22 protein-coding genes and 3 pseudogenes are annotated in these 26,895 nt (G+C 35.6%); 1 reads left to right on the plus strand and 24 read right to left on the minus strand.

The window, feature by feature from the left end:
- Nucleotides 1–6: 6 nt before the first annotated feature.
- The 9 genes from AC4D4B_RS13735 to AC4D4B_RS13775 form a co-directional block, all read right to left on the minus strand.
- On the minus strand, nucleotides 7–1,560 hold the full coding sequence (locus AC4D4B_RS13735) for an L-glutamate gamma-semialdehyde dehydrogenase (RefSeq protein WP_491000244.1): 1,554 nt from the start codon (nucleotides 1,558–1,560) through the stop codon (nucleotides 7–9).
- Nucleotides 1,541–2,923 (minus strand): aminotransferase family protein, encoded by a 1,383-nt coding sequence (locus AC4D4B_RS13740; protein ID WP_491000245.1) that lies wholly within the window; start codon nucleotides 2,921–2,923, stop codon nucleotides 1,541–1,543. The genes AC4D4B_RS13735 and AC4D4B_RS13740 overlap by 20 nt, the downstream gene beginning before the upstream one ends.
- A complete protein-coding gene (locus AC4D4B_RS13745; protein ID WP_491000246.1) occupies nucleotides 2,920–4,104 on the minus strand; it encodes a thiolase family protein in 1,185 nt (394 codons plus the stop codon). The genes AC4D4B_RS13740 and AC4D4B_RS13745 overlap by 4 nt, the downstream gene beginning before the upstream one ends.
- Before the next feature lie 13 nt (nucleotides 4,105–4,117).
- Nucleotides 4,118–4,768 carry a 3-oxoacid CoA-transferase subunit B gene (locus AC4D4B_RS13750; protein ID WP_491000247.1) on the minus strand — a complete coding sequence of 217 codons (651 nt, stop codon included), beginning with the start codon at nucleotides 4,766–4,768 and terminating at the stop codon, nucleotides 4,118–4,120.
- A 1-nt stretch (nucleotide 4,769) separates the two neighbouring features.
- Complete coding sequence (locus tag AC4D4B_RS13755) at nucleotides 4,770–5,423, minus strand: CoA transferase subunit A (protein WP_491000248.1); 654 nt, start codon at nucleotides 5,421–5,423, stop codon at nucleotides 4,770–4,772.
- Nucleotides 5,424–5,581: 158 nt separating this feature from the next.
- On the minus strand, nucleotides 5,582–5,908 hold the full coding sequence (locus tag AC4D4B_RS13760; RefSeq protein ID WP_491000249.1) for a DUF3870 domain-containing protein: 327 nt from the start codon (nucleotides 5,906–5,908) through the stop codon (nucleotides 5,582–5,584).
- Between the two features lie 472 nt (nucleotides 5,909–6,380).
- Nucleotides 6,381–6,893, minus strand: coding sequence for a hypothetical protein (locus AC4D4B_RS13765; protein ID WP_491000250.1), 513 nt, complete (start codon nucleotides 6,891–6,893; stop codon nucleotides 6,381–6,383).
- 256 nt (nucleotides 6,894–7,149) lie between these two features.
- Nucleotides 7,150–8,427 carry a hypothetical protein gene (locus AC4D4B_RS13770; RefSeq protein WP_491000251.1) on the minus strand — a complete coding sequence of 426 codons (1,278 nt, stop codon included), beginning with the start codon at nucleotides 8,425–8,427 and terminating at the stop codon, nucleotides 7,150–7,152.
- A 2-nt stretch (nucleotides 8,428–8,429) separates the two neighbouring features.
- Nucleotides 8,430–11,147, minus strand: a complete 2,718-nt coding sequence (locus AC4D4B_RS13775; RefSeq protein WP_491000252.1) for an AAA family ATPase — start codon at nucleotides 11,145–11,147, stop codon at nucleotides 8,430–8,432.
- Nucleotides 11,148–11,829: 682 nt separating this feature from the next.
- Between AC4D4B_RS13775 and AC4D4B_RS13780 the strand changes: the two genes are divergently transcribed.
- Nucleotides 11,830–13,155, plus strand: a complete 1,326-nt coding sequence (locus AC4D4B_RS13780) for an alpha-glucosidase/alpha-galactosidase (RefSeq protein WP_491000253.1) — start codon at nucleotides 11,830–11,832, stop codon at nucleotides 13,153–13,155.
- A gap of 215 nt (nucleotides 13,156–13,370) precedes the next feature.
- On the opposite strand, the gene AC4D4B_RS13785 is transcribed toward AC4D4B_RS13780, so the two are convergent.
- The 15 genes and pseudogenes from AC4D4B_RS13785 to AC4D4B_RS13855 all read right to left on the minus strand — a co-directional run bounded on the left by AC4D4B_RS13785 (nucleotide 13,371) and on the right by AC4D4B_RS13855 (nucleotide 26,278).
- On the minus strand, nucleotides 13,371–13,916 hold the full coding sequence (locus AC4D4B_RS13785) for a T6SS immunity protein Tdi1 domain-containing protein (protein ID WP_490996256.1): 546 nt from the start codon (nucleotides 13,914–13,916) through the stop codon (nucleotides 13,371–13,373).
- 19 nt (nucleotides 13,917–13,935) lie between these two features.
- Nucleotides 13,936–14,412 carry a polymorphic toxin type 15 domain-containing protein gene (locus AC4D4B_RS13790; RefSeq protein WP_491000279.1) on the minus strand — a complete coding sequence of 159 codons (477 nt, stop codon included), beginning with the start codon at nucleotides 14,410–14,412 and terminating at the stop codon, nucleotides 13,936–13,938.
- A gap of 518 nt (nucleotides 14,413–14,930) precedes the next feature.
- Entirely contained in the window at nucleotides 14,931–15,629 is a 699-nt protein-coding gene (locus AC4D4B_RS13795; protein ID WP_491000254.1) for an endonuclease V, read from the minus strand.
- A complete protein-coding gene (locus AC4D4B_RS13800; protein WP_491000280.1) occupies nucleotides 15,616–16,074 on the minus strand; it encodes a toxin-antitoxin system YwqK family antitoxin in 459 nt (152 codons plus the stop codon). The genes AC4D4B_RS13795 and AC4D4B_RS13800 overlap by 14 nt, the downstream gene beginning before the upstream one ends.
- 222 nt (nucleotides 16,075–16,296) lie before the next feature.
- Nucleotides 16,297–16,767: a DUF600 domain-containing protein gene (locus tag AC4D4B_RS13805; protein ID WP_491000255.1), complete on the minus strand. Its 471-nt coding sequence runs from the start codon at nucleotides 16,765–16,767 to the stop codon at nucleotides 16,297–16,299.
- A gap of 22 nt (nucleotides 16,768–16,789) precedes the next feature.
- Nucleotides 16,790–16,912, minus strand: a pseudogene (locus AC4D4B_RS13810) (DUF6985 domain-containing protein); the annotation flags it as partial.
- 6 nt (nucleotides 16,913–16,918) lie between these two features.
- Nucleotides 16,919–17,275 carry an Imm3 family immunity protein gene (locus AC4D4B_RS13815; RefSeq protein ID WP_491000256.1) on the minus strand — a complete coding sequence of 119 codons (357 nt, stop codon included), beginning with the start codon at nucleotides 17,273–17,275 and terminating at the stop codon, nucleotides 16,919–16,921.
- A 68-nt stretch (nucleotides 17,276–17,343) separates the two neighbouring features.
- A complete protein-coding gene (locus tag AC4D4B_RS13820; protein WP_491000257.1) occupies nucleotides 17,344–17,889 on the minus strand; it encodes a T6SS immunity protein Tdi1 domain-containing protein in 546 nt (181 codons plus the stop codon).
- A gap of 23 nt (nucleotides 17,890–17,912) precedes the next feature.
- Nucleotides 17,913–18,059: a polymorphic toxin type 15 domain-containing protein gene (locus tag AC4D4B_RS13825; RefSeq protein WP_491000258.1), complete on the minus strand. Its 147-nt coding sequence runs from the start codon at nucleotides 18,057–18,059 to the stop codon at nucleotides 17,913–17,915.
- A gap of 207 nt (nucleotides 18,060–18,266) precedes the next feature.
- Nucleotides 18,267–18,776 (minus strand): Imm6 family immunity protein, encoded by a 510-nt coding sequence (locus tag AC4D4B_RS13830; RefSeq protein ID WP_491000259.1) that lies wholly within the window; start codon nucleotides 18,774–18,776, stop codon nucleotides 18,267–18,269.
- 15 nt (nucleotides 18,777–18,791) lie between these two features.
- Nucleotides 18,792–20,579, minus strand: a complete 1,788-nt coding sequence (locus tag AC4D4B_RS13835) for a hypothetical protein (protein ID WP_491000260.1) — start codon at nucleotides 20,577–20,579, stop codon at nucleotides 18,792–18,794.
- A 645-nt stretch (nucleotides 20,580–21,224) separates the two neighbouring features.
- Nucleotides 21,225–21,986: pseudogene (locus AC4D4B_RS13840) on the minus strand (polysaccharide deacetylase family protein).
- A 60-nt stretch (nucleotides 21,987–22,046) separates the two neighbouring features.
- Nucleotides 22,047–23,333: an SGNH/GDSL hydrolase family protein gene (locus AC4D4B_RS13845; protein WP_491000261.1), complete on the minus strand. Its 1,287-nt coding sequence runs from the start codon at nucleotides 23,331–23,333 to the stop codon at nucleotides 22,047–22,049.
- A 525-nt stretch (nucleotides 23,334–23,858) separates the two neighbouring features.
- Nucleotides 23,859–25,293, minus strand: a pseudogene (locus AC4D4B_RS13850) (carbon starvation CstA family protein).
- Between the two features lie 460 nt (nucleotides 25,294–25,753).
- Nucleotides 25,754–26,278 (minus strand): hypothetical protein, encoded by a 525-nt coding sequence (locus tag AC4D4B_RS13855; RefSeq protein WP_491000262.1) that lies wholly within the window; start codon nucleotides 26,276–26,278, stop codon nucleotides 25,754–25,756.
- Nucleotides 26,279–26,895: the final 617 nt, after the last annotated feature.

The following is a 26,895-nucleotide window of genomic DNA, read 5'->3' on the forward strand; positions in this document are numbered from 1 at the left end:
TAATATTTAAATCGTAACTTTCTGAGTAATAGTTTTAGATTGTAAGTAGTTTTGTAAATAATCGGGCCCGCCTAGTTTTGAGTTAGTTCCTGACATATTATAGCCACCAAACGGATGCGCACCAATCCAAGCTCCCGTGTTTTTACGGTTTAAATAGAGATTTCCAACATAAAATTCTTCTTTGGCTTTTGCCAGCTTATGAGGATTAAATGTATAAACCCCTCCTGAGAGACCGTAAGCTGTATTATTTGCAATTTTAAGAGCATCATCAAAATCCTCAGCTTTAATAATAGATAAGACTGGTCCAAATATTTCTTCTTGAGCTAATCTTGCATCTCTATCGATATCGGCAAAGATTGTTGGTTGGATAGCATATGAGCTTCCTTCAATAACATTTCCTCCAGCAATTAATTTGCCTTCTTCCTTTCCAATTTCAATATAAGAGGTAATTTTATTTAAAGCTGATTCATTAATTACCGCTCCGTAAGTATATTGATCCATTACAGGTCCAACTTCTAATTTACTTGTCTTTTTAACTATTAACTCTACAAATTCATCATAAATTTCTTCGACAACGATAGCTCTGGAACACGCTGAACATTTTTGACCTTGATATCCAAAACTTCCGGCTATAACTCCATCCACCGCAGCTTCCAAATCCGTTTCTGAATCAACAATGATAGCATTTTTTCCACCAAGTTCAAGAATGGTTCTCTTAAACCAATGCTGGTTTTCTGACAAGGTAGCAGCTTGTACAGCAACCTTTTGACCAACTTCTTTTGAGCCAGTAAATCCAACAAACTTTACTTTCGGATGTGCTACTAAATATTCACCAACTATGGAGCCTGAACCGTATACCATATTCACAACTCCCTTAGGAACTCTCGCTTCTTCTAACAGTTTCATAATATAGTAAGATATTGCGGAACAATCTGAGGATGGCTTAAAGACTACCGTATTACCTGCCACTAAAGCGGCTGAGATCATTCCAGTTGATATCCCAATTGGAAAATTCCAAGGAGAAATAACAGCTCCAACTCCAAGCGGAATATATTTGTATTCATTTAATTCACTCTCAAATGGAATAAGCTTTTTTCCTTGACTATAACGATATATTTCTCTTGCCATATATTCAAAGTGGTCGATTCCTTCTGCTACTTCAGCGTCAGCTTCTGTCCAATTTTTACCTACCTCTAATCCTATTAACGCAATAAGTTCAAAACGATGCTTACGAAAAACATCTGCAATACGCAAACTGATAGCCGCACGGTCAACATAATCCGTCTTCTTCCAAGAGCCAAACGCAGTTTCTGCAGCTTCGATAGCGTTGTCTACATCTACTGTCGTACCTAAAGGAAATTCCCCAATAACCTCCTGATGATTATTAGGATTATAAGATTTGAATGTTTTATTGCCTTCTACATTTTCCCCATTAATGACCATTGGATAGAATTTTCCAAAGCCCTCTTCTACCTTTTTAAAAGCTCTTTGTAGTTTTTCAACGTTATCCTGTTTTGTAAAATCAATAAAAGATTCATTTTTATACTCTGGTAAATTCATTATTTACTCCCCCATCATTTTTTATTACAGACAAAGATTCTTTGAATATACTAACAATCTCATCAATTTCATCTCTATTTACATTCAGAGGCGGACAAATCAGTAAATGTTCACCATGGGCTCCATTTATCCCACCACTTCCCGGATAAAAGATAGCGCCAAGAGTCATAGCAAAATCATTAATTTTATCTGCCACTTTTTCAGCTGGATCGAATAAAATATTATCTCGAGTATCTTTTACAAACTCCACTCCAATTAATAATCCCTTTCCTCTAACATCAGATATGATAGAAGACGTTTTCTTTATCCCCTCTAATTTCTCAAATAAATATTGTGACATTGCAATACAGTTATCTAATATTTTCTCTTCCTCATATATTTCAAGAGTAGCTAAACCGGCAGCAGCGGTAACAGGGTGGCCACTATATGTATATCCATGAATAAACTGTCCATCGCTATTATTCTCAATACCAGCTACTATTTCGTCATTAACGATCATTCCAGCTAAAGGTGCATAGCCAGCTGAAACACCTTTGCCAAATGTTAGAATGTCTGGTTCAATCCCAAAATGTTCAATCGCGAAGTTTTTACCTGTTCTGCCAAACCCCGTCATTACTTCATCTATGATTAGAATGATGTCATTTTTGTTGCAAATTTCTCTGATACGCTTGAAATACCCAGGCGGCGGAACAACTGCTCCTTGCTGACTGCCTACGATTGGTTCCATTATTACTGCTGAAATGTTCTCAGCACCCACTTCAAAAATTATGCGTTCTAAAGAGCTTGCACACGACCAGTTATCATTTTCCTCACAGTCATGCATCTTTTTTCCAAAAGGACACTGATGACAATATGGTGAATTAATATGTTCGGTATGGATTAGATTTGCTATATAAGGTTTTCTTCTTTTAACATCTCCACCCACAGATAATGATCCCAATGTATTACCATGATAGGATTGCCATCTACCGATAACTATATTTTTATCCTTATTTCCTTTATCACGATGATATTGCCTTGCAAGTTTAATCGCACTTTCATTTGCTTCAGATCCACCTGATGTAAAGTAAACTTTGTTTAACGATTCAGGTGCCATTTTAACGATTTTCCGAGCTAAATTGTGAAGTACTTCTGTTTCGAATCTCAATGTATGAACAAATCCAACTTTGCTCGCTTGATCAAACATTGCTTGAGCTATCTTTTTATTACTATGACCTAAATTAGCTGCTGCAGCTCCAGAACTAGCATCGATATATTTATTACCTAATTCATCAAAAAGATAAATTCCTTCGCCATGTGTAATGATTGGATATTTCTTATTTAGATTTCTATGGAAAACTGCATCAAATTGTCTATTTGTCATTTTCTTTCCACCACCATGGAAGTACCTTGTCCTCCAGCAACACATAATGTAGCCAACCCGAATTGTCTATCTTGCCTTTTCATCTCGTGAACTAGCGTTGTTAAGATTCTTGCTCCAGTAGATCCTAGAGGATGGCCTAAAGCTATGGCTCCACCATTCACATTAATATTTTCACCTTCTATATCCCATTCTTTTATAACTGCCAAACTCTGTGCTGCAAAGGCTTCATTTAATTCAATTAAATCCATATCATCTATGGTTAACTTAGCTCTTTTCAACGCTTTTGCCGTTGCCGGAACTGGGCCAATCCCCATCTCCTTTGGATTAACACCAGAAGAACCAAAGGAGCGAATATACGCTAGAGGTTCTAACCCTAAATCTTCTGCTTTTCTTTCACTCATCAATAACAAAGTGGCAGCGCCGTCATTTCTGCCTGTTGCATTGCCAGCTGTAACAGTTCCAGATTCTTTAAAAACCGGCTTCAAAGCCGCCAACTTCTCCATAGATGTTTCTCTTGGAAATTCGTCTAAAGCAAAGTGTTGTATCTGCTTATTCCTATCTCGTATCGTTATAGGAACAATTTCATGTGAAAACTTTTCAGAGTTTATTGCTTTTCTAGCCTTTTCTTGGCTTAAATATGCGAACATATCTTGTTCTTCTCTTGATATATTGTATTTTTCAGATAACCATTCTGCTGTGAGTCCCATTGAAAAATGACCGTATATATCATTAGGTTGTGATTTTGATTGACTTTCTATATTCGAATCTGACAAAATTATATCTCCCGGTTTTATGCCAAATCGATTACCAACAAAATAATATGGTGCTTGAGACATAATCTCCACACCACCAGCTATCACTACATCATTCATACCTGTCATGATTGACATAGCCCCGTTAATCACAGCTTGCATTCCTGAAGCACACTGCATATGTACTGTATGGCCAGGTATATCTTCTGGCAACCCTACGGATAAGAGCGAAAGTCTTGCAATATTTGGATTGTGAGCACTTTGTTTCGTATGTCCAATAATCACTTCATCAACCATCGAACCTTCTATCCCTACTGAAGAGAGATTATTTTGTATTAAAGTAGCAACAAGTTTTTCTGGTTTGATATTACTTAATGAACCTCCATACTTACCGATTGGCGAACGTAGTGCACTAACTATAGCTACCATATCATCACCTCCTTTAACTGCTCTGTAATAACATTTTATCTATATGAAAGGGAGCACTTGTATTTGCTTCCACGTCTTTAATCGTTTTTCCTGGAGCAATTTCCATTAAAATCAATCCCTTATCAGAGACCTCAAATACAGCTAATTCCGTAATGATAATGTCCACTGGTCTAAATGAAGTAATAGGATAAGTGAGCTCTTTTACTATTTTGGGTTCATTATTTTTAGTTGTATGAAACATTGTTACAATGACTTTTTTTGCTCCCATTATTAAATCCATTGCCCCACCTACTCCTAAAATATCTTGTCCAGGTATCGCCCAATTCGCAATACGACCAAATTGATCTACTTGGAGTACTCCCAAAATAGCTACATCAATATGATTTCCTCTAATCATTGCAAATGATGATGCACTATCAAAAAAAGCGGAACCCTGATTAACTGTTACAGGTAACTTACCAGCATTAACTAGGTCTGGATCAATATTTTCTTCTGTAGGTGATGGCCCAAGACCTAAAATGCCATTTTCAGAATGTAAATGAATATTCATACCGGGTGGTAAAAATTCAACAACTTTCGTTGGTAATCCAATTCCAAGATTAACAATATCTCCAGCCTTAAGTTCTTGGGCCGCCCTTGAGGTAATATAATCTTTCATATCCATTCTATTTCTCCTTTAAAATTAAATAATCAACATATAGATGAGGGGTAATAATTTCCTCAGGGTCTAGCTCGCCTACTTCGACAATCTCATCTACTTCAACAAATACTTTTTTAGCTGCTGTCGCCATAGCCGGATTAAAATTTCTTGCAGATTTACTATAAATTAAGTTTCCAAGCCTATCTGCTTTTTTTGCTTTTATAAACGCAAAGTCTGCTTGCAATGACTCTTGTAAAATGTACTCTGTATTTTTAATAACTTTCTTTTCCTTTCTTTCAGCTAAAGCTGTTCCTACACTAACTGGTGTATAAAATCCACCAAGACCTGCCCCTCCAGCGCGTATGGCCTCTGCCAATGTTCCTTGTGGCAGTAACTCGATTTCAATTTCATTTTTTTTATACGCTTGTACTACATCTTTATTTGAAGTAAAGAATGATCCGATTCCCTTCTTCACTTGCTTATTTAATACTAAAATACCTAAACCCTTTCCCTGTTCACCAAGATTGTTACTAATAATCGTTAAATCATTTAACTTAGAAGCGCTAAGCGTTTCAACTAATTGGAGCGGACAACCGACCAGTCCAAATCCACCAACCATTATCGAGGATCCTGAACTCACTTGTTTAATTGCTTCTTCAGCTGTAATTATTTGCTTCATTACACTAACCCTCCCTATAATAAAAATCTGTAAAATAAATAGAACCAAACGAACATCAACGTTATTTAAGAGACTGTCAACCTCCTAAATAGGTAATGTGCGCTCGGTTCTATAGATTGTCTGCATTGGGGTTACCAACACAGCACTAAACAACCAAGTTAATTATTCACTTTTAAACATTCCCAGTACCGCTGATTTGCCGCTTGTAATGCTACAATAATAGCTTGTTGCGAAGGGGCAAGATAATATTTTCTAATGCGAGTTATTAATTCTTCAAGACCATTATCCAAACTATAACCCACCACTAATTTCTTAAAAAAACTTTTAGTTAAATCTGCAACCATTGTAAATTCAACATCTATAATGGTATGGGTATCCAACTCTACTTCTAAAACAATTCCAGCATGTTTATAAAGCTCATACATCGATGTGCCTTGTGGTGCTTTGGCATAACCTGTTACTAGAACTGAATTCAATTTTTCCATACTTTTAATCCCTTTTCTAACAAGTTTAATTTAAATAATCTGTTATTTCTATATATTCACTCTATTCAAACCGTAAGGGGTTGTCAAGGATTTTCTTGTATTTTTTCCCTTTTAAGGAAGAATAGTGGTCTTCGTTGTTAGCTCTATACTTTTAATTAGTTATTCAACATACCATGAGTTAACAAAAAAGGGGAAAGCCAAAAGCTATCTCCCTTTTATCAAGCCAGTAACAATAATAGTTAGGAACAGAACATCATATTAAACCATAAATAAGGCAAGTCTTTGTAATACATCAAATATATAACTGTCTTACATTAATAATATTGGAATACGTAAAGTTTCTATTAACATATGCCAAGTTTCGTTTAAAATTGATTTTGGAGGGATATATATGACTATTCAATAATAATTTTTAGGATGTCTATTTCTAATTAAACAGCTTTTTAACTACAACCAACTTCTTTCACTTTCTTTATTCAGCCGCTTCCATTTCTCCGTTCAAGAGTGCTTCCGTTTGCATCTCTCCAGAAGTCTGTAAATAATCATTCAATGCATTAAGATAAGTTTTTGTTTGTTCGTCACTATAAATATTATCAAAATGGTTTCTATGAGCATTTAAGTAATTAGCACGCTCATGTACATCTGAAAAATTGTTATTTTCCCACTGAGCTTTCTCTACCGGACCCATATTTACCGGGTTTGCTTTTGCTTCTTCCTCGGCTTTAGCTTTGGCTTCAGCTTCGGCTTTTTCCTTGGCTATACGCTCTTGTTCAGCTTTCCATTCTTCTTCAAATTGCGCTTTTAAACCTTCAACTTTTAAAATACGCTGACCTTCCAATGTAGTATCTTCCAACTCTGTTAAATCAACATACTCATTATGAGTCTCCCCTTTAACTGATTTGGCTTCCTGTCCGCTACAGCCACCGGTGATCACTATCAAGGATACGCAAAAAGCAATCGCTTTCAAACATCTACTTGTTGACATTGCAATCAATTCCTTTCAAGAGATTTTCTTAACTTACTGTATACGTCCAAAGGCTAGCATTATAAATAAGGTTGTGGACAATCCATGTTGGTACATTTTTAATGATTTATTACTTATATACCACTAAACATCATTAGAATTCGCACCATTTTTTCCTACATGACAAATAATATTTTAGGTATTCACAAGTTATAGTTCCTTCCTTTTTTCACAATAAAAGACTGTATAAATTATGATATTTACACAGTCTCAATTTCTATAATATCAATCGAGCTATATTACCTGTTCGAATAATTTTCACATCACCAATAACATCCTGCTTTATTTCTTCTAAATCTGTTAACAGCATTCCTTGAACTTCAACAGGCTGGCCATCAAGATAGTCATTATTATGTTTTGCGAATGCCATATAATTAAGAAGTTCCTTTAATCCCAACATTGCATAGTCTACATTTCTTGTGTGTTTGACTTCACCAATAATCAATTTAGCCAGCTTTCCGGTTACCTGGCTATACACCTCAATCAATACATCCGGACGTCCGCTCCAAAAAAGAGTGGTGTCTATTTTTCTTTCAAATGCTAAGGCAGCAATTGAAGAAGCTTTTTTCATTGATTTAATCTTTCTTACCAGAAATGGATGTTCTACTGCAGCAATCTCTGTCGTTGGAATTTGAAACTTTATATTCCTTGATCCTTCTGAATCATGATAGATTTGATAGGTGTATTCACTATCCTGCCAGCTTGCAACAAGGTTTTGCCTTCCATCAATCAGTTGAAGTTCAGCTTGTTGACTGTTCTGTTTAATAATTTGAATTACCCAGTACAATTCATATAGAACTTCTTCTTTATCCGGTAATATAAATGTTTGTTGGAATAAATGAATTAATTCGTCCTTATTCAAATCGTTTGAAAGAATTCGTCGGTATAACAATAATAGATTAGCTGCATCCCGATATAACGGGTTACGATGTTTTGTCGTCTCAAGTATCATTCTGTCCGTGACTGCTCCAGATAAATTTACCTTAGATAAGTAGATATTCTTTCCGTAAATTTGCTCAACTATTAATTTTAATTCCGCCCACTCATTAAACCATTCATATTTTTCAAGCTTAGCCATCTTAAAAGTTTTAAATAGCAATACATATAAAGATTGTAACAGCTCTTTCAATACAAGGTTTTCCTTAATATTATAAAAGCGAGATCTCTCATTGCATGAATAGATAAGCTTGGTACTCTCTTTTGCCCTTTCCTGAAAGGTCTTCCCCCAGTTGATTTGTCCTCGAATTTGCCCAATGTATACTTCGTTTTCTACATTAGTAGATGTTTTAAACCGACGTATAGTGGTTGGTAAATTTCTTACAAAAGACTTTACTTCTTCTTTTAACAAAAAATGTACTTTAAGCAACCGTTCTAAATTAGCAATATTAAGGTCTGTTTTTTGAATAAAGGAATTCAGTCCCACTTTTCCAGATTTTAAATAAACGATTAAAAAATCACTTATTTCTTCAATCAGTTCTTGTTTTTCTACTTTCATAGCTATTCCTTAATATGAAAGAAATCGTACGCGAAATCTTTCATTCGAATCATATCTATTTCAGGGATGAGTTCCATTCTATCAATAAACGATTTAATTTCATTTTCAAATAAGCCTTCCAGTTGTGGCAGTACATATAAGATTATGGCAGAAGTAAAATCAGCATCATTCACTGTGAAATTAGCGATATCTTCAATTATAGCTGGTCCTATTTGACGATATTGATTAATTTCCTTCCATAGATCAGCCAATATATGTGAATATTTGTAGTCATGGATAGCCCAAAGTGGTAAGTAATATTCAACTAACTCTTGGTTGATTTGTTTTGGAACTGGAACCGGGATGAATGCAAAACGCCTCATAAAAGCATAACTCATTTCATAGAGTGAAGCTTTATCATAGGTATTTAATGTACCTATTAAACGCCAATCGTTCGGAATAATATATTCTTGGTCACTAGGTATAACATTTTCCACTTCTTTCTGTGGGCGTACAACAATCTGTCTTCCTTCATCTGTTTGAAAGTTTAGAGTAACCGGATCCCCTGTCAACGCTGAGAATAAAGCACCAAATGCTTTATCAATATCAGCGCGATTCATTTCATCGACTATCACCCATTTATTTAACGGTTTATTAATAACCGGTTCTTTAAAACTGTTCAAGAAAAGCCCTGGTTGGAAAGTAAGCGTGCCATCGCTATTGGGTTTATATCCCCCTATTGTTTCATAAGTAGACCAGTCAGAAGTAGCAGTTACCATCGTATAGTCAGCAGCAAAACTTCTGCATATTTCCTTCGCAAGCTTGGATTTACCCGTTCCAGGAGGGCCAGTTAACAAAATATTTTTACCCGAAGCAAGAGCTGTATGGATTTGCTTTTTCATCAACTCTAATTCCTCGAAATACAACCCATCAATAGAGATTGTTTTATTAAAATCTATAACCGGGATATCCACTGTAGGTGGAGTTGATTCTGCTTTATTTTCCATCAAAAGAATATCTTCAAACTCCTCTTTAGTCATCTCAAACAAACTTCCTTGTGCTCTATTTGCCACTGGCGAACTATCTTTTAGAGATTCTTTATTGACGATTTGTTCCCATGGTATGGGCTTGATATCCTTTTCATAACGGAAACTAACTGCCTGTATTTCTTCTTCGTCTTCTATTTCTACATGCAAGCCTTGTGTAACTACACCCTCTGCTACTACACTTTTAATTGGGGTGGATTCATAAAACAGAACCTTATCACCGGGTTGTGCTTTCATAAACGCATCATATATTCTGCGCTTATTACCATTCTCATTAATTGCAGTATAATATACCTCCCCTCCATCTTTGATCTCATTTACGGACCAAATGGAAGGATTTGCTGTTAGCCAGAAATACTGAGTATCTACCTTATCCTTTTCGGCATTTCCCTCTAAAAATGCATCCTTAACATCTAAGAATTTCTCTTTCATTTTTTGGAAGGTGAAATGTTCAGCATCTTCAACAAAATCAAGAACTCTTATTCCTACATTTTCATGATTTGCTCCATAAACCAATCCATAGCTTATGGTTGATTCCTTTATAGACATAAATAACTGTGCCGCATCCTTATGGTTCAATTTATTGTCAGGAAATACAGCAAGCCAACATTCAGTCGTACCAAAATTTTGATTCCAGCTAAAATCATTTAGGGTCTCATCACTAAAACTCATCCCCTGAAATTCTTCTATTTCCCTAATACAGGTGTGTATCTTTCTCAACTGGTCATTAATTCTTGATTTAATAGAAGGAAAATAGATTTGAAACAAAATGCGAAAATTATTCCACGAATGAATAATGTTCGTTTCGTATTCATTATTGATTTCTATTTTCAACCTTTCCAGTTCCTCAATATCTGGATTACCGTCTTGTAAGATTTGCTCCAATAAAAGATAGCGAATCTTATTGACTTTATCTCTATTCTTATAAAAAGAGTGTCGCTCTTCTAATTGCTTTTTCGGTAATTTACTTTTTATAAATGTGAGGAACTCTTCGTCATTCTGTGAAAAATCATATAATTGCTTTGCATATCCCTGAATATATTCCACTGCCACTTCTGTTATAAGGGACGGATATTTATTAACACAGTACAATAAATCCTGAACATCCAATATAGTCCATTCCAATCCCTGATCAATAGCATACTCAAGAATTACGGAACATATATCATAAAAAAGTTGATAGTTCTTCCCTGGAGAACCCAGTTTTTCTTCTATCTGAAAGGTTTTTTTCACTTTTTGCAAAATTTCTTCCTTGTATATCGGGTATTTTTCATAATCAAAAGCAGCAAGCATATAGGCAAGGAGGGGGGCCCCCATATTTTTCTCATACTCCTTAGCCGTAAGATGAAATCGATCTACACGCTCACCAACACCACTTGTGCCAGTATATAATTTTTGAATTTCACCCGCACAAAGTGACGGAGCTTCTTCATAAAATCCACTCAAATTATCAACTGCACTCCAATGTGCAAAAGTTCCTTTAGTAGGATTCTTTGTTTTTATCAGGGTTATATAATCATCCATTTGCCCTTCACTAAAATCCATATTCTCTATACTTTCTTTCAATTCTTGTAAAATATCGAATTTATATTTTTCATCATATTCCTCATTATTCCTAAAAGTAAGATAACGTTTAATAGCTATCTCGATATACGAATCGTTTAGTAAAAGATACTGTAGTTCTTCCCGTTCCAATTGTTAATCACCCTCACTGATCTATGTTGTTTTTCATTATGCATATACTATTAGTTAAATTAGAGAATTAGTGATGGTTTCCCTAAAACAAATTAAAAATTCAGTCAATTTTTCGCTATGCATATCCACATATAATTTCCACAAAGTATTTCTTATTGTAGTATATATTATTTGTATATCTTATATATAAATACCCCAAAAACCATAAAACACACTTTCCGAGTCATAATGTCTATTTACTATGCAGTGTTAAAACTAATTCAACCTTCTACCTCATTCAAGAAGATTTTCTCTTTGAATCCACCACGTTTAGCTGATTTTTTCACAAGAAAGTCCTCTACCTTTTCAAAATCAGCTCCATGGCATTTACTCAATGCATGGATAATATCCAGTAACTCGGCAATTTTCCAGGTAATGATGTCTACCCTTACCTAGTTAAGTATCTTAAATAAAACTATTACTTAAAAACAACACACTTGTGAAAATACGTAATTAGACCAATGAGACATTAGTTAACCAGTAGAGAGCAAAAGTAAAAACCTTAAACAATATTATTAAATAGTTATTCTAAAGATTAAAATAATATCGTAAACGCTTTCTCAAAGTGTTAATATATGTTCATCCAAGGTCTTCCACCTGGTTCAGTCAAAGGCTAATCAATTAAAATTGGAGGGATTTTTAAATGAAAGTAACAATAATCGGTGCAGGTAGTGTTGTTTTTGCCAAAAGACTTATTTCAGATATTCTTAGTTATCCAGAATTAATTGGGACTACCTTCTCCTTAATGGACATAAACGAAGATCGATTGCTAACTGCAGAAAAAATGGCCCTTTCTTTAATCGAGCAAAATGGAAACATCGCAACAGTAGAAGCTCATCAAAACCGACGGGATGCGTTAAAGGATGCCAGCTATGTAATCAATCTCATACAGGTCGGTATGCATGAATCCACCTTAATTGATTTTGAAATCCCTAAAAAATACGGCCTAAAACAAACCATTGCAGATACACTTGGAGTAGGCGGAGTATTTAGAGCACTGCGGACCATTCCGGTTGTTTTAGATATCTGCAGGGATATGGAGGAGGTTTGTCCGGATGCTCTATTACTAAACTATACCAATCCAATGGCTGCGCTTATCCTTGCTATTGAAAAAGCAACTTCCATTAAAACAGTAGGTCTCTGTCACAGCGTACAAAACACCGCTGGAGAATTGGCTGGATATCTGAATCTGCCAACAGAAGAACTGGAATATAAGGTTGCAGGAATCAATCATATGGCATGGTTTCTGGAATTAAAGCATAAAGGAAAGGATCTGTACCCTGCTTTGTTCGAGGCCATGAAAGATCCGGCCATTTATAAAAAGGATAAAGTACGCTTTGAAATGATGAATAGACTGAACTACTTCATCACAGAATCAAGTGAGCATCTCTCGGAGTACACACCTTATTTCATAAAAAGAGATTCACTTATTGATGACTTCTCTATTCCGATTGATGAATATATCCGACGAAGCGAAGCTAATTTAAAGCATTTTGAAGAAACGAAAGAGAAAATCGAAAATAATATTCCCTTTAATACAGAAGAAAGTCACGAATACGGGGCTCCGATTATACACTCCATGGAAACAGGTGTTAACCGTGAAATATGGGGGAATGTGTTAAATACCAATTTAATAACGAATCTGCCAACCAATGCCTGTGTTGAGGTTCCTTGCCTGGTCAATAAACGCGGAATTCAGCCAACCCATATCGGAGATCTGCCTCCACAGCTTGCCGCTATGAATATGACAAATATCAATGTACAACAATTGATTGTAGAAGCCGTTCTAACAGGTGATATTGATTATGTTTATCAAGCTGTTATGTTAGATCCTCACGCCTCCTCCGTCCTCTCACTAGAAGAGATTTGGGATATGACGTCCGAATTATTGGACGCACATAAACAGCATTTACCGAAGTTCACTAAAGGGCGACATTTACATTATAAAAAATCAGTCACCATTGGATAGACTTATAAGGACTAGAAAAGGATACATGAGTCCATGTATCCTTCTCTTGGTTATTCTTTCCTCTAAATCTACTATGATTTAAAAGCTCAAATTATCCTATATATTTAGCCATAGAAAAACTGCATCCCAATTATTATATCTGTCTAACAATTGGGATGCAGGCACCTATAATACAATCAAGTGCTTTTCATAGTTCTTCATTATATCCCCAAGTCTTACTGGATTGGTCCCATAAATTCCGTAATAATAAGAATATGTTCTCTCAATTTGACTTTTTTCAAGTTTTCCACTTTTTCTGCTCCACCTAAACCTAATAAAGGAGTGTAACCAAAACACTCGTCAAAGTTAGGGGCACTGTATTTACTAAGCGCCTCAGGATAAGGCTGCCACTTTAATTCATCGTTCATGAAATTATTATCCTCTAAGTCCTCAAAAAAGAATTCAAATCCAGATGAAACAACATTAACATATCCTTTTCTAAAGTTTAGTAAATTCACATACTTACCTTTTTCCCATACTATAATATCACCCATTGCGGTTGTAAAGATGGGAATCGCCTGCTCATACCTTAAATAGCTTTTCTCTAAAGTATCTAAATAATCGTCTGGATTAATAACTTTTAAAAAGCCTTTTGAAAAAGTACCAAAACCATATTTTTTCCATGTTTCTATTAATTCCTCAGGAAGTATATCCTTATATTTTAATATAACATTTTCATCAACTGTTTCATGTTTTATAAAATCGCTAAATATAGTTTCCAAATTACATACCATCCTTTGATTATTGAGTTAGTTTAACATTTAAATAAGTATTCTTTAACTGCTCAGGTGTCATCCCCTTTGCAATTCCCCCAATTTGTTCATCAACGAGATCAATTCTATATTTCCATTGTGAACCTATCGAAGAATTTACTCTTTTATCCCCCAAACCTCCAATAATATCCGCTCTTCCGCCGGCAATTTGATCTGGATTATGAAGGGCTGCTTTTGTATCTAGCCATTCTGAAGCTTGCTTTGTCGCGTCCGCCCTAGAAAGTCCTTGTTTTCGAAGTTCAGCAATTTTATCTTTAAGTGCTTCTTGTCTAGCCATTTTTTGAGCAGCATTTCCTTCTATCGCTCTACCTTCTGCAATATATCTTTCTCTATTTTTTAGATACTCGTCAACTGTTAGCTCATTCATACCTTTTTCTTGGTCTTTAAGTTGTCTTACAAACTCTTCTGAATCATGTTTATAATTTCTATTAAACTTTACTTCTATTTCATCTAGTCTTGGTATATCATCTAAATACCTTCCAACACTACCCGTACCCTCACCCTTTAAATTAATCCCATCAAACCGACTCAAAAAATCCTTTAGATTAGTTTCGACCTTATGTGTGTTTTCAGCCGTTTCTTTGATTCGATAAACGGTACCGTCTGGGGTTATAGCTTGTCTTCCGAGGTTTAAATTATTTCTCGTCCAGGTAACGGAGGTATCAATTGCATTACCGACTTCGACGAGATCTCATGCCACTTTATTGATGGCAACATTTTTAGCATCATTTAAGGCATTTGTCACACTCCGCAACCTAGTAGTAGCATAAAGCAGACTTTGATTCTTCCTGTTGAAATGCATCAAACAATTCATTTTAACTTCCCTTAGAATATATATATAAAGCTATCGTTTTGAACAAGGGCTTATTCAGAACGATAGCTTATTTTTTTGGTTTGATTGGTTGTAACATTTAAATGATTATCGAATACATCAATTAGCTATACACAATTATTTAATTCTATCTATTTCTCCATTAGCCGTTTTCTCATTTTATGTGTTTCAATATCTGCTAATCTTACAGGGATAGGGATTCGGCTCTCACGATTTATACATTTCATAACAATTTCAGTGCTAGTATCTAAATCAATCCAATTTCCAGATGAAACAAAGATTGGTTTTATATTTTTCGAAGTTCTCAAAGAACGGCCGTAGACTTCATTTTCTATTATAATATCAGTGTAAGAACCTATTTGGTTCTCCGGCATAATAAAATCTACGCCTTTAATCTTCAGATAAGTTTTCGCCACACCAATAGTTGGCTTTTTTAATAGAAAGGAAGCATGTGTAGCAATCCCCATGTGGCGATAGTGTAAATACCCATTCCCATCAAACATATATAAATCTGGAAGATTCACTAGTTTTTTCACTGCATCCATTACTAATGGTAACTCTCGAAATGCAAGAAAACCTGGGATATAGGGTACAGTAATTTCTCCATAACTGTAAACTTTTTCAATAACCTCCTTTGTATTATAATCAATGATTACAATACAACATACGCTATAGCTTTTGTTATTAGTATCCCAGTATACTAAATCTACCCCTGCAATATATTCCAATTCTTGTTCAAAGAAAGTATTTTCCAATTGAATCCCTGATGATAACTCACTTTGAATTTTTGAAAAATCTTGTATTAATTTTTGCTCATCAAATTTGGTCATTATGATCACTTTCAGTGAATCGAGCAATTAATTCTAAATCGTCTTGAGTTGGAGAATTTTTTTGTCTAATAATATTTCCTTGTTTATCCCATTCAGTATATCTCAAACAAATACCATAGATAAATTCCCCTTCATACATCAGCTCTTCAGACTCATACCACTTTTTTCTTATCCCCCTTGTCTGTCCCTTTACCATATAATCTATTGATCTTATCTTTCCGTTAGTATAAAACTTTACATAATCTCCATCTTTAAAACCATTTTTATAATAACAATAATAAGCTAAATCCCCATTAACATATAGTTCGTATACTAAACCTGTAAAAGGATTTCCACCCTCATTTTCAGGATTATCTAAAACTTCATCACTATATGAAGTGAACCATAGTTCCTCATCAAAATTTATTCCCTGCTTTAGTACTTCTTCTTTACTTAGTATTTTCATCTTATCCTTCAACTCTTTTCACCTCTGAACTAAAATCAAAACCATCCGTAATAAATTTGCAATGTGGGTACCTTGGCATCATAATAACTGCTGGTTTAATTTTTCCCAGACCTTACAAATTAGGCATCCCTCTTTTTTATTAGCAAATCTGCCATTAAAAAATCTTAAACTAATAAAAACCTTGAAAGGCATTTAGCCAATCAAGGTATAAGCACGTATAAATTACAAATCACTATTTTTTACTTCTTCGAACCAATTATCAAAAATATCATCAGGTAATAATTCATCGTCATTTGTGTATAATAAGCCATATCTATAGTTTGCTTTCAAACTATTTTTCTTCACATTATAATGTAATTTTATTTCTGTTGGCATTTCCATTTCATATTCTTTACATTTTTCATGAATTTTTTCTAAGTTTTCAAGTCCGATATCTAAAACAGCCTCTTGCCTATGTTCAGATGTATCATAAGCTTTCATAACTTTCATACTTGTGCCATTATTTACTGCATCATTTAAATTATGCTTATATACAAACTGGCCATCTATCTTAAAAAACACATCAAAAACATACATTTCTGGCTCATAGGAACAGTAAATGTAAATATCCTCCGCTTCATTTTCAACATATTCTAAGCAAATAGCCACCATATCCGCTTGTAATTCAGAAAAATAATCTTCAAACACCTTCATATACATAATTTAACAGTCCTTTTTAAATAGAAACATCTTGATAGCCGAGTTCAGTTACATTTTCATTTATTAGACGAATTCCCAACCTATTTTCCTCATCACATGAGCAATCAAATGAAACCCCTATATCGCATCCCTCAAGAAGGAATTACTATTCTGCTGAAAGATTATAATCAACTTCTGCATTATTTAGTCCGTCTATCACTTTATTTATTCGTCTCGATAAGTCTTTTAGTTCTTCTAAAGTTAATTCATCTCCTGCTTCTTGTGGATTGTACATGCTCAACCTCTTCGTTATCCCTTCAATACGTCCAACAAAAACCTTATCATGGCCAATTGCAATTTCTCCAACAGCAGTATCAATAATAATATCTTCTATCTTACCTAAGTTATCAAATTCATCTGCTAGTTTTGCTATGGCATACCTATATCCCCTATCTTCAGCTAACAACTCTTCATATGTCTCCTCAATTGCATTAAATAATTCATTATACTCCCAATCTCTCATTAATTTCTCCTCCAAAAAAATTAAGTTTAAAGAATATAAAATATTGTGATTACAATTTTTTTAGAACACTAGGCAATAGGCCCTGTCAATTGAGTTATTAGTAAAATATGTTCAAATAATTTTACCTTCTGTAGATTTTCAATTTTTTCAGAACCACCTAATCCTAGCAGAGGAACGTAACCAAAGCATTCATCAAAATTGGGAACTCCATATTTTTCAGTTGCAAGATTATATTGGTTTGAATCTAAGTATTTTTCACAAAAGCTATTATCGGTTAAGTCTGAGAAAAAAAACTCAAAACCGGCAGATATTCCTTTGAAAACTCCTTTTCTATACTCGATTAATCTTAAATATCGGTTCTCTTCCCAGCATATGATATCCCCCATCCCAGTGGCGAAAAGTGGAACAGAAATATTACCACGGAAATATGATTCTTCCACTAATTCTTTATAATCGTCTGGATTTATTATTTTTAAATAACCATTTAAAAAACTTCCGAATCCGTAATTCTCCCACACATTAATTAATTCTTCCGGAACTTTATTTTTATACTTTGTTATTGTTTCATCACTTACAGACTTATATAATTTAAAATCTAAAAAAACAGTGCTCATTAATTACTCCTTAACAAATATATTTAATGAGTTAATTTTATATTTAAATACGTACTTTTTAATTCTTCATTAGTCAAACGTCTAGCCATTTCGCTAATTTTCTCATCTGCTATATCAATTCTATATTTCCATTGCGAACCGATAGAAGAGTTAATACCTTTATCTCCCACTCCACCGGTTCACATTAGCTGCATAGCCATGATACTTAAAAAGACCTGTACAAAAGTTTATGTGGCATTACTTTTATACAGGTTTTAATTTGAATGACCTGATTTATATATTTCCCCTTGGGTGTACATTAACTACAATACAATAGTATATGAGTTAGTTTGACCAATCATTAATATTAAAAGACAAATTACAATGCTTATTTATACTTAAAATATATTTATAAAATCCTCTTTGTTTGTTGGAAATGTAGTATTCATACTCTTATAATCATTAATTGCTTTTTCCATTCTTTTAATTTCCTCTGCTGTAACAAAGCTCGTTTCTACTGCACTGCTTATGAAGATAGTAATACTATCGTTAGTTATACTTTCTAATGACTGGGGTAAATATTTTACTTTTTCATTTCTATAAGCTTCCCAAGCAGTATAAGCAACAGCATCAACTAACAGGGACCAAATCCTAGCAATATTCAAGTCTTCTTCTTCCTCAGCAAATTCTGAAATCCCTGTAAAGTCTGCGTTATCAATAAGCTCATATAGTTCATCCCCAGTAAAAGCATGAGATTCAACCCATAGCCAACATTTGTCTAAGGCATCTCTTCCATCTGGATATCTTTCATCATCCTTGCTGATTACAGAAAATACTCTTTCAGCAACTGTTAAAATAAATCCTACTTTAACTTCTTTTTGTAAATTATCGTTTAATGTGTTTTCCATGATTTCCTCCTTAAATTATTCAATAATCTTTCCATCTTTTAAAACAAAAAATAACAGTCCATTAGTTTTAACATTGTCATCAATCTCCGATGTTACTTCTATTGTTAGATTGGGATATTTTTTGCTAGCTTGATAAAATATGCCACTCTTTTCAAGAGGATAAGGTTTTAGTAATCCCTTACTACACTTATTACATACACCTCTTGGATTAGATTGATGAATTCTAAGTATACCTGTTACTTCCGTTGGTTCGATTCCAGCTATCTTTACAGTAGAATCAAACTCATTTAAAACCCCTTCTTCAGCATGCCTTGTAAACTGCGCTAACTTAGGATTTTTTATATGATCATACGGAGCCCTAATCTCCCTATTTGGTAAAATTGTATCCAATGAAGGTAGGCCAGCTTCTTTTCTTACTTCTGGAGATCCTCCTTCAAAAGTTAAATCTTCAAGTCCTTTTACATCTGTTTTACCAACTGCAATTGTATTAGTCTCTGGAACATTCCACTTTTTCCGTAAAGCATCCAAATCTTCTTTGCCAAGTTGGACCTTAACATCACCTGTACCTTTAGACGCTAGATTTATCCCCTCAAACCGACTCAAAAAATCCTTTAAATTAGTTTCGACCTTATGTGTGTTTTCAGCCGTTTCTTTGATTCGATAAACGGTACCGTCTGGGGTTATAGCCTGTCTTCCGAGGTTTAAATTATTTCTCGTCCAGGTAACGGAGGTATCAACCACTTTACCGACATCGACGAGATCTCGAGCCACTTTATTAACGGCTACATTTTTAGCATCATTTAAGGCATTTGTCGCACTCCGCAACCTGGTAGTGGCATAATTAGAAGCCGAATTGGCCAGTCGCTGGACATGATGAGCACCGGTATTGATTTTAGCACCGGGCGTTCTTATTCCTAATTGTCCCACATGATCACCCAGGCGGGCAAATTCGGCTCCCTTGGCAAATTTCGAAACTGCCCCAGCTGCAGGGATGATATCTAGCGGCGCTAACAGCCCACGAGTCCAGCGCTCGGATGTGCTCATTTCCCTGCCGGATACCCAGTCCTTCCCTGACACGGCGGAACTGACTTCCATCACTCCATAAGCCGCCCCTAAGGCAATTCCGGCTGGAGGACATACCAAGGATACACCCACAATTACGACCAAAGCGGCAATCCCTGCCCAGAACTCCTTGTTTTCCTGTTTGTCCCGGATGGATTCATATTCAAAGGCCCGACTGTTGACCGCTGCCATTCGATACTCTTCTTCGGATATCTCCTGATCAGGATTGGCGACCTTCCATTCTTCAAACTGTTGTTTCATTTGATCCGCATAAAAGTTGCCGCCACTCAATAAATCATCGATGCCTACCTCTGTTTTCGGCACTTCCATTTGGGTAGTGCCTGCTCCATAGCCATACTGCACCGTCTCTTTGGCGCCGATTCGATTCCCAGTGCTATAGTTCGATATGGAAAGATCTCTTACCGCTTGGACGAAGTTATCCATGTCCTTATAGAACGGCTCATCAATCGTCCGGTCGACAATATCCCCGACTTTCCCGGTAAAGCGATGTAATACGGAGAAATCATCGGCTAGGCTATTATAGAGACTTTTTTGACTCGTATGCTGAAAGGAAATCGCTCCATCACCATCATATTTCGCAATATCTCTTTCTGCATCTTCTAGTACTTCATTGACATCCTTTAAATGATCGAACATTCCCTTCCCAAATCCATGACCCAACAAATCACTCAGTCCCGCTCGCATTTTCTCCCAATCGGCAGGAATATATTTCACATCCATTGAAGACCCCTTTCCTCAATTTAATAGGTCCTGGTTGTTTCTCTGAGATGATTCGTTCTGATTAGACAGTCTTCTATCTTTTATTCTCCATTTGGTAATAATTCCCTTCCAACCCTTCACAAAATATACCTTTTTACCTACTATATAAATAAAAGTTATAGGACAAACAACTTAGCATTGCAAAAAATCTGTTAAAAAGTCATTTTCATAAACGTTTGAACAACTCCATTCTTATAAACTTCAATATTTTACTCGGTTGCTCAGAATGAAGGGATGCAGTTCACAATCAAGTGCTTTTTACGCTATATATTCTTCATTGTTAGTAACTTTCTTATTATCCTTCTGAATCCTCATATAAAGTAATAATATAGGAACCAATACCCAGGATATCTATACGGTATCCAACCTGGAACTTTCTGCTCTATAACCATCTAATCGCCATTCACGTATACTTTACATTCTGAGAAAAGACAAAGGATTGTTAAGAATTGTAAAATCGAATGCTAGTTCACATAGGATTTGTTTGCGTACTATAAGATGTATTAGGACTTTCAGAGTTAAATATCAATACCACTCAAATAAAAAAGCACCAATTCGGTGCTTTTGTAATGCAGCCAGCCGGACTTCCCGGCATTACCACATCCCCTAATATCCTGTATTAATCATTCTGATAAAATCATCTAACGTATGCTCTTGAAGGATCATAATTCGAGGTAATTCCATTCTGTTACTTTTATCTGTACTAAGTCCTCCTCCTACTTTGAAAGCACCTTTGAATCCCAGTTCTTTCAGAATAGAAATTGTTTCGGCATTATAGTTTCCGTAAGGATAGGCGAATACATTTGTTTTCCTGCCCGTTAACTCTTTTAGAGCAATCGTGGCATCATCAATTTCTGCGTATTGTTCCTCCCTGCTTAAATCTGCAAGGTACGTATGTGTGACCGAATGGTTTTGGATATCAATTCGATTCTCCATAACGGTTAATATCTCTTCCGCAGTCATATTCCAGCTGCCATTCACCCAATCGGAAACTGTGAATTAAGTTGCCTTCATTCCATATTTCTGTAAGATTGGATAAACATATGGATAAAAATCATCTGAATTATCATCGAACGTCAGCAGAATTGGCTTTTTAGGCATAGCTGCTTTTTTATCAAGGATGTTGAAGTACTGCTTCATTGTTAATGTCCTATAGCCGTTTTTATGAAGATATGCCATATGCTTCTCAAATTCTTTGAGATTGAATTGATACGGATTGGCAGGATCCGGATTAGGCTTCACTACATGATAAAGCAAAACAGGGATTTTAACGTCATTTGATTGCTTTGCGCTTGCTGTTGATAAAAAGTATGAATTTACACTTAGTAAAAATCCCACAGCAAAAAACAGACCAATTACTTTTTTCATCAATGCTCACCCTTTCGCATATTAATCACAACGATACAGCCCTAGTTAATAATCTACTTATTACTTCTTATTTAATGGCTTCTTAAAAATGGATAAATCAATTGATTCAGCCATGGCTTTTAATCCCAGGTCATTGGGGTGCAAGGCGTCTCCACTGTCGAACTCTGCTAAAAGTTTTTCGGGATTTTCTGGATCAGCCAACACATGATCAAAATCAATCACCCCGTCAAATACACGGTTGTTGCGGATCCATTTATTCACTTCCTGACGAGTTCTCTCCCCTTCTTCGGTGTAATAATTCCCTTCATCATAGCCCTTGAAGGGTGTCAATGTACCGATATATATCCTGAGTCCGTGCTTATGAGCCTGTTTTGCAATTTCCTTCATTCCAGCAATGATTTTCTTCGCATCATACACATGCGGTTCATGACCGATATCATTGATTCCTTCTAACAGGATAATATCCGTAACCCCAGTTTGCGAGAACACATCTCTTTCAAGTCTAGAAAGGGCTTTTTCACCAAAGATAGGGGAATCTGTCAGTATTCGATTGCCGGAAATCCCTGAATTAAGGACGGAAAAGGTTTGATTTTTAATCTCGTGGTCTAGACGATCATTTAAAACATCCGTCCAACGGCGATTTTCATTTAAAGTCGATAAATAGCCATCCGTAATTGAATCACCTAACGCCACAATCACCCGTGGTTTCTTATTAGATTCAGCCCTTACATCCACTCCTGATAACCAAAACCATGAATCAAAGGTTTGTGTGAAGGAATCTCCGCTCACTTCGCTTGAGTAATCTCCTTCTTCTGAAATATAGGTTGTTTGATTAGAAGTATTATGCCAAGTCACTGGACCGCTATCACCACGGAGATGGACACTAATTGTTAAGTCCATTCCATCCTTAACCTTAAAAGGGATGGGATCACTGTAAACCATTTTTCCTTTTGGAATGGTGACAGATTTTTTTCGATCAAAAGTAAGAGGTTTCACTGATCCGGCAACTACTTCTGAACCTTTTTTCGTTTTCGCGATTGTAACCTTTGCAAATGTTAACGTTTTTTCACCAAATTCATTGGACAAACGAATCCTAACGGCAGAACCTGATGCATTGGGATGGATAACCATACGGATGGTTTGATTATTAAATCCTTTTCGTGAAATACCACCATCCCAATCAACTGTTTTCCAGGCAGCTACTTGGCTGGCAGACCATGCACCGACCCACTGTTCATCCTTTCCAGGCGTTTTAGCCTCTATCGGGGAACGTGTAACAGAGGGAAACAAACCAGCTACAATGACTAATATGACAATAATAAAAATAACGAGCTTTTTTCTAACCAACTGTTTATCCTCCTTAATCAGTGATTCTATAAGATTTTCTTCGCTTGGTATTCCTGCTTCCAAATTACCTTAGAAATGGTCTATGAATATGTTTTAGATGTTTCATGTCTTCCTTCTAAAAGCATCTCACTCCTCCTTAGCCATTTAATAGTCAAACAGTAAAGTAAGGACTTTCGAAATCGCGTAGTTAGTTGGTAATTATCCCCTTATACTTAGATTATAACTTCTTAAATCTAACTTTATCCACTTACCAAGCTAAGATATCAGACTTTACTGATAAAAGAGGAAAATAGAACCAGACTCCTCCTGAGTATTTAATAGTTCTAAAGAATTTTCCACCTTCCAGCTTAACCTCAAGAGAGATGAATTCGATTCAGATATAACAAGTTTGAACAACCATGAGGCATCCTGAATTAATCTTTTATAATCTATCTATACCTATATTCTGAATAGTAAATGGACTAAGCAGAACTAAAAAATGCATTCACTCTCACCACATTGCTGCAGTAGAGTGAATGCATAGCATCATAATTTTTCATCTAACACAGGAACATTCAGTTTGCTAAACCTCATGATTTGATAGGCGTAAAATAATCCGACAGCTGCTGTTGCTGATAATCCAATGATTATGGATAAATCATAATCCAGTCCAAACCCTTCCGGTGCAACCATCAGGTAAGTAAAGACTACGGCTGTCATAAACAAAGCTGGTAAGCCTGAGATCCAATGTAACTTCGCTTCTTTTAATAAATACGAGGTAGCTACCCATAGCATGACAGTCGCTACCATTTGGTTTGTCATACCTACATACCGCCATAAAAACTGATAATCAATGGTTGAAAGGTAAAAAGCCGGAACCGTGACCGCGACTTTTGCCAGAACGGCTACCGTTTTTGGAGTGCCTTTTACACGGGAGCCAAGGAAATCAAGAACAATCATTCGAGCTGACCGCAGGGATGTATCCCCTGTTGTGATTGGAAGAATAATCACACTCAGCACAGCCAGCAATCCACCTACAGTACCCAAGAGTCCAATTGAGATTTCATCGACAACTCCGCCTGGACCAACGGATGTCATAACCTCTCCAAGACCGCCGGTTCCTCCGTAGAAACTCATTCCAGCTGCACACCATATTAAAGCAATGATTCCTTCCCCAATCATAGCTCCATAAAATACTTTCCGGCCTTCTGTTTCTTTTTTCAAGGTACGTGAGATAATCGGACTTTGTGTAGAATGGAAACCGGAAATAGCACCGCAGGAGATTGTCACCATTAACAACGGCCATACGGGTAATTCCGTTGGATGCAGATTGGTAAAAGATAATTCAGGCATTTTAATATCTGAACTTATTAATGAGATTAAAACGGCACCTGCCATAATCAATAACACAGCACCGAATAAAGGATAGATCCGACCGATAATTTTATTGATCGGTAAAATTGCTGCTAAAAAGAAATATATAAAAATAATAATAACCGCCACTATGAATGTTATGCCTGTTTTAGCCGCAATAACAGCTGCAGGTCCCGCTGTGAAGGCAGCCGCTACTAAAATCATCAACACAACTGAAATAATGTCTGTGAATACACGCATAACTTTTCCTAAATATTTTTGGACGAGGGTAGGAAATTGCGCTCCTCCATGACGAACGGAGAGCATTCCAGCAAAGTAGTCATGAACAGCACCCGCAAAAATGCATCCAAGAACAATCCAAACCATCGCCACTGGACCATATAAAGCTCCTGTGATTGCCCCATAGATTGGACCCAAACCGGCAATATTCAATAATTGAATCGTCCAGCCCTTCCAAGCCGGCATCGGCACATAATCCATATTATCTGCTTTCGTATAGGCCGGTGTCGGGGTTTGGTCATTCACAACAAAACACTTTTTCCACAAACTTACCGTAAACGATATAAGCCACTATTAATAGAGCAATTGAACCTACGAGTGTAAACATGAAGACCCTCCCAAAAAAACGTTTTATTTACCAGATAACACGAATTATATACTAGATATTTTAATTCTATGATTATTTATCTGAAAATTATGTATATTTAGACAACAAACCTCTATTTCTTAATATGTCCACCTTTTCTATTGAAAAACTGTAATACGGAGAAATAATCAGATAGATTGTTATCGAGACTTTATTGAGTCGCATGCTGAAAGGGATTAATGCATCCATATCATATTTTTGCAAGCTCTATTTATATGTTTTATAGGATAAATAACATACCATTGCACAAAAGAAGACCTGTTCAAAAAGTCATATTCCTAGACTTTAGAACAGGTCCTTCTTTACTTATTAGTCTTTTGCATAAGTAATAAATCCATCATTCATCCCTGAACGAACCACTCCGACAAAGCTATAATGTGCCGGACAAAGATTTATCCACTATGCAATCCAATGCAAATAATTATTTTAATCGCTTCACATTCAATAACTCTTCAATCGGCATTTCGTACGCACGGTTTCCTAATTCTTTTTTTAGCGCTTCATTGGCTTCATATTCTTCCACTGTAAATGAATCCTGGCGGCCTTTTTTCAAATAGTCATAGAAAATAGGCGGTAAAAAGTCTTCTTTTAACGAAACTTCTACAGATTCCCCATTTTGTCTTGTGAAAACATATGCATAGCTGGTCGCACGATATGGATCGTATTGAGCAACTGGATAATTCACATCCACTGTATAGACCCCTCTCGTTTTACAACGAGTAATAAACTCGAATACATCACGGAATCCAGGTCCCCCGTGCCCCGATTGAACGGAAAGATCATTCCGATTCGGAATTTCATCTCCAAACAATTCCTGAAAGGCTGCTTCCACTACACGGAACCCAACCCCTAACGCCATATAAGCTGCATAGCCATGGTACTTTTTAATATCATCAAAAGAGATTTCAATTAAATCATTACGATCATAAATTTTAATAGCACGCATCTTCAGTCCCCTATTCTTAGTTGTTCTCGCAAACTAATTATAGGTAATTTAGAAAAATCACACAAATTATACGCAGGCAATGATTTTTTCTTTTGAAATGCCTCAAACAATTTCTTTTAAAGAAAACCTAATTATCAACTCCTTAGATGTCTTTCCAAGATCTTTTCTCATCTTATTATTGTTCTTGACCTTCTCCAAATTTATGTCACCCCACGATGGATTTAAAAATTATTTTGTCATAGTTAATAACCAATATTAAATATAAATATTTGTAACATCCATTTTAAATCGAGAGAGACTAAAAAAATATAAATCTAACAAGCATTATAAGCAAAATAGCTGCGGTTACGTATAGCATGCTAATCAACTCTTTTCAGTAAAACAAAAAAAGACGACTACCGAAGTAATCGCCTCATACAAACTATTATTTTTTCATTGGTGTAAATGATGTACTAGCCTTATACGTTTTCTTATTATAGGTTGAAGTTACATCAACTTTAACTTTATATCCAACTGCAGCTTTTCCTATTTTTACGGAAAGAGGAGTACCTACTTTACCATCATAAGTAGTTTTAGTGCTCTTATAATGGAATACGGCTTTATATTTAGTACCTTTT

It is taken from the genome of Pradoshia sp. Z6_59, assembly GCF_058267515.1.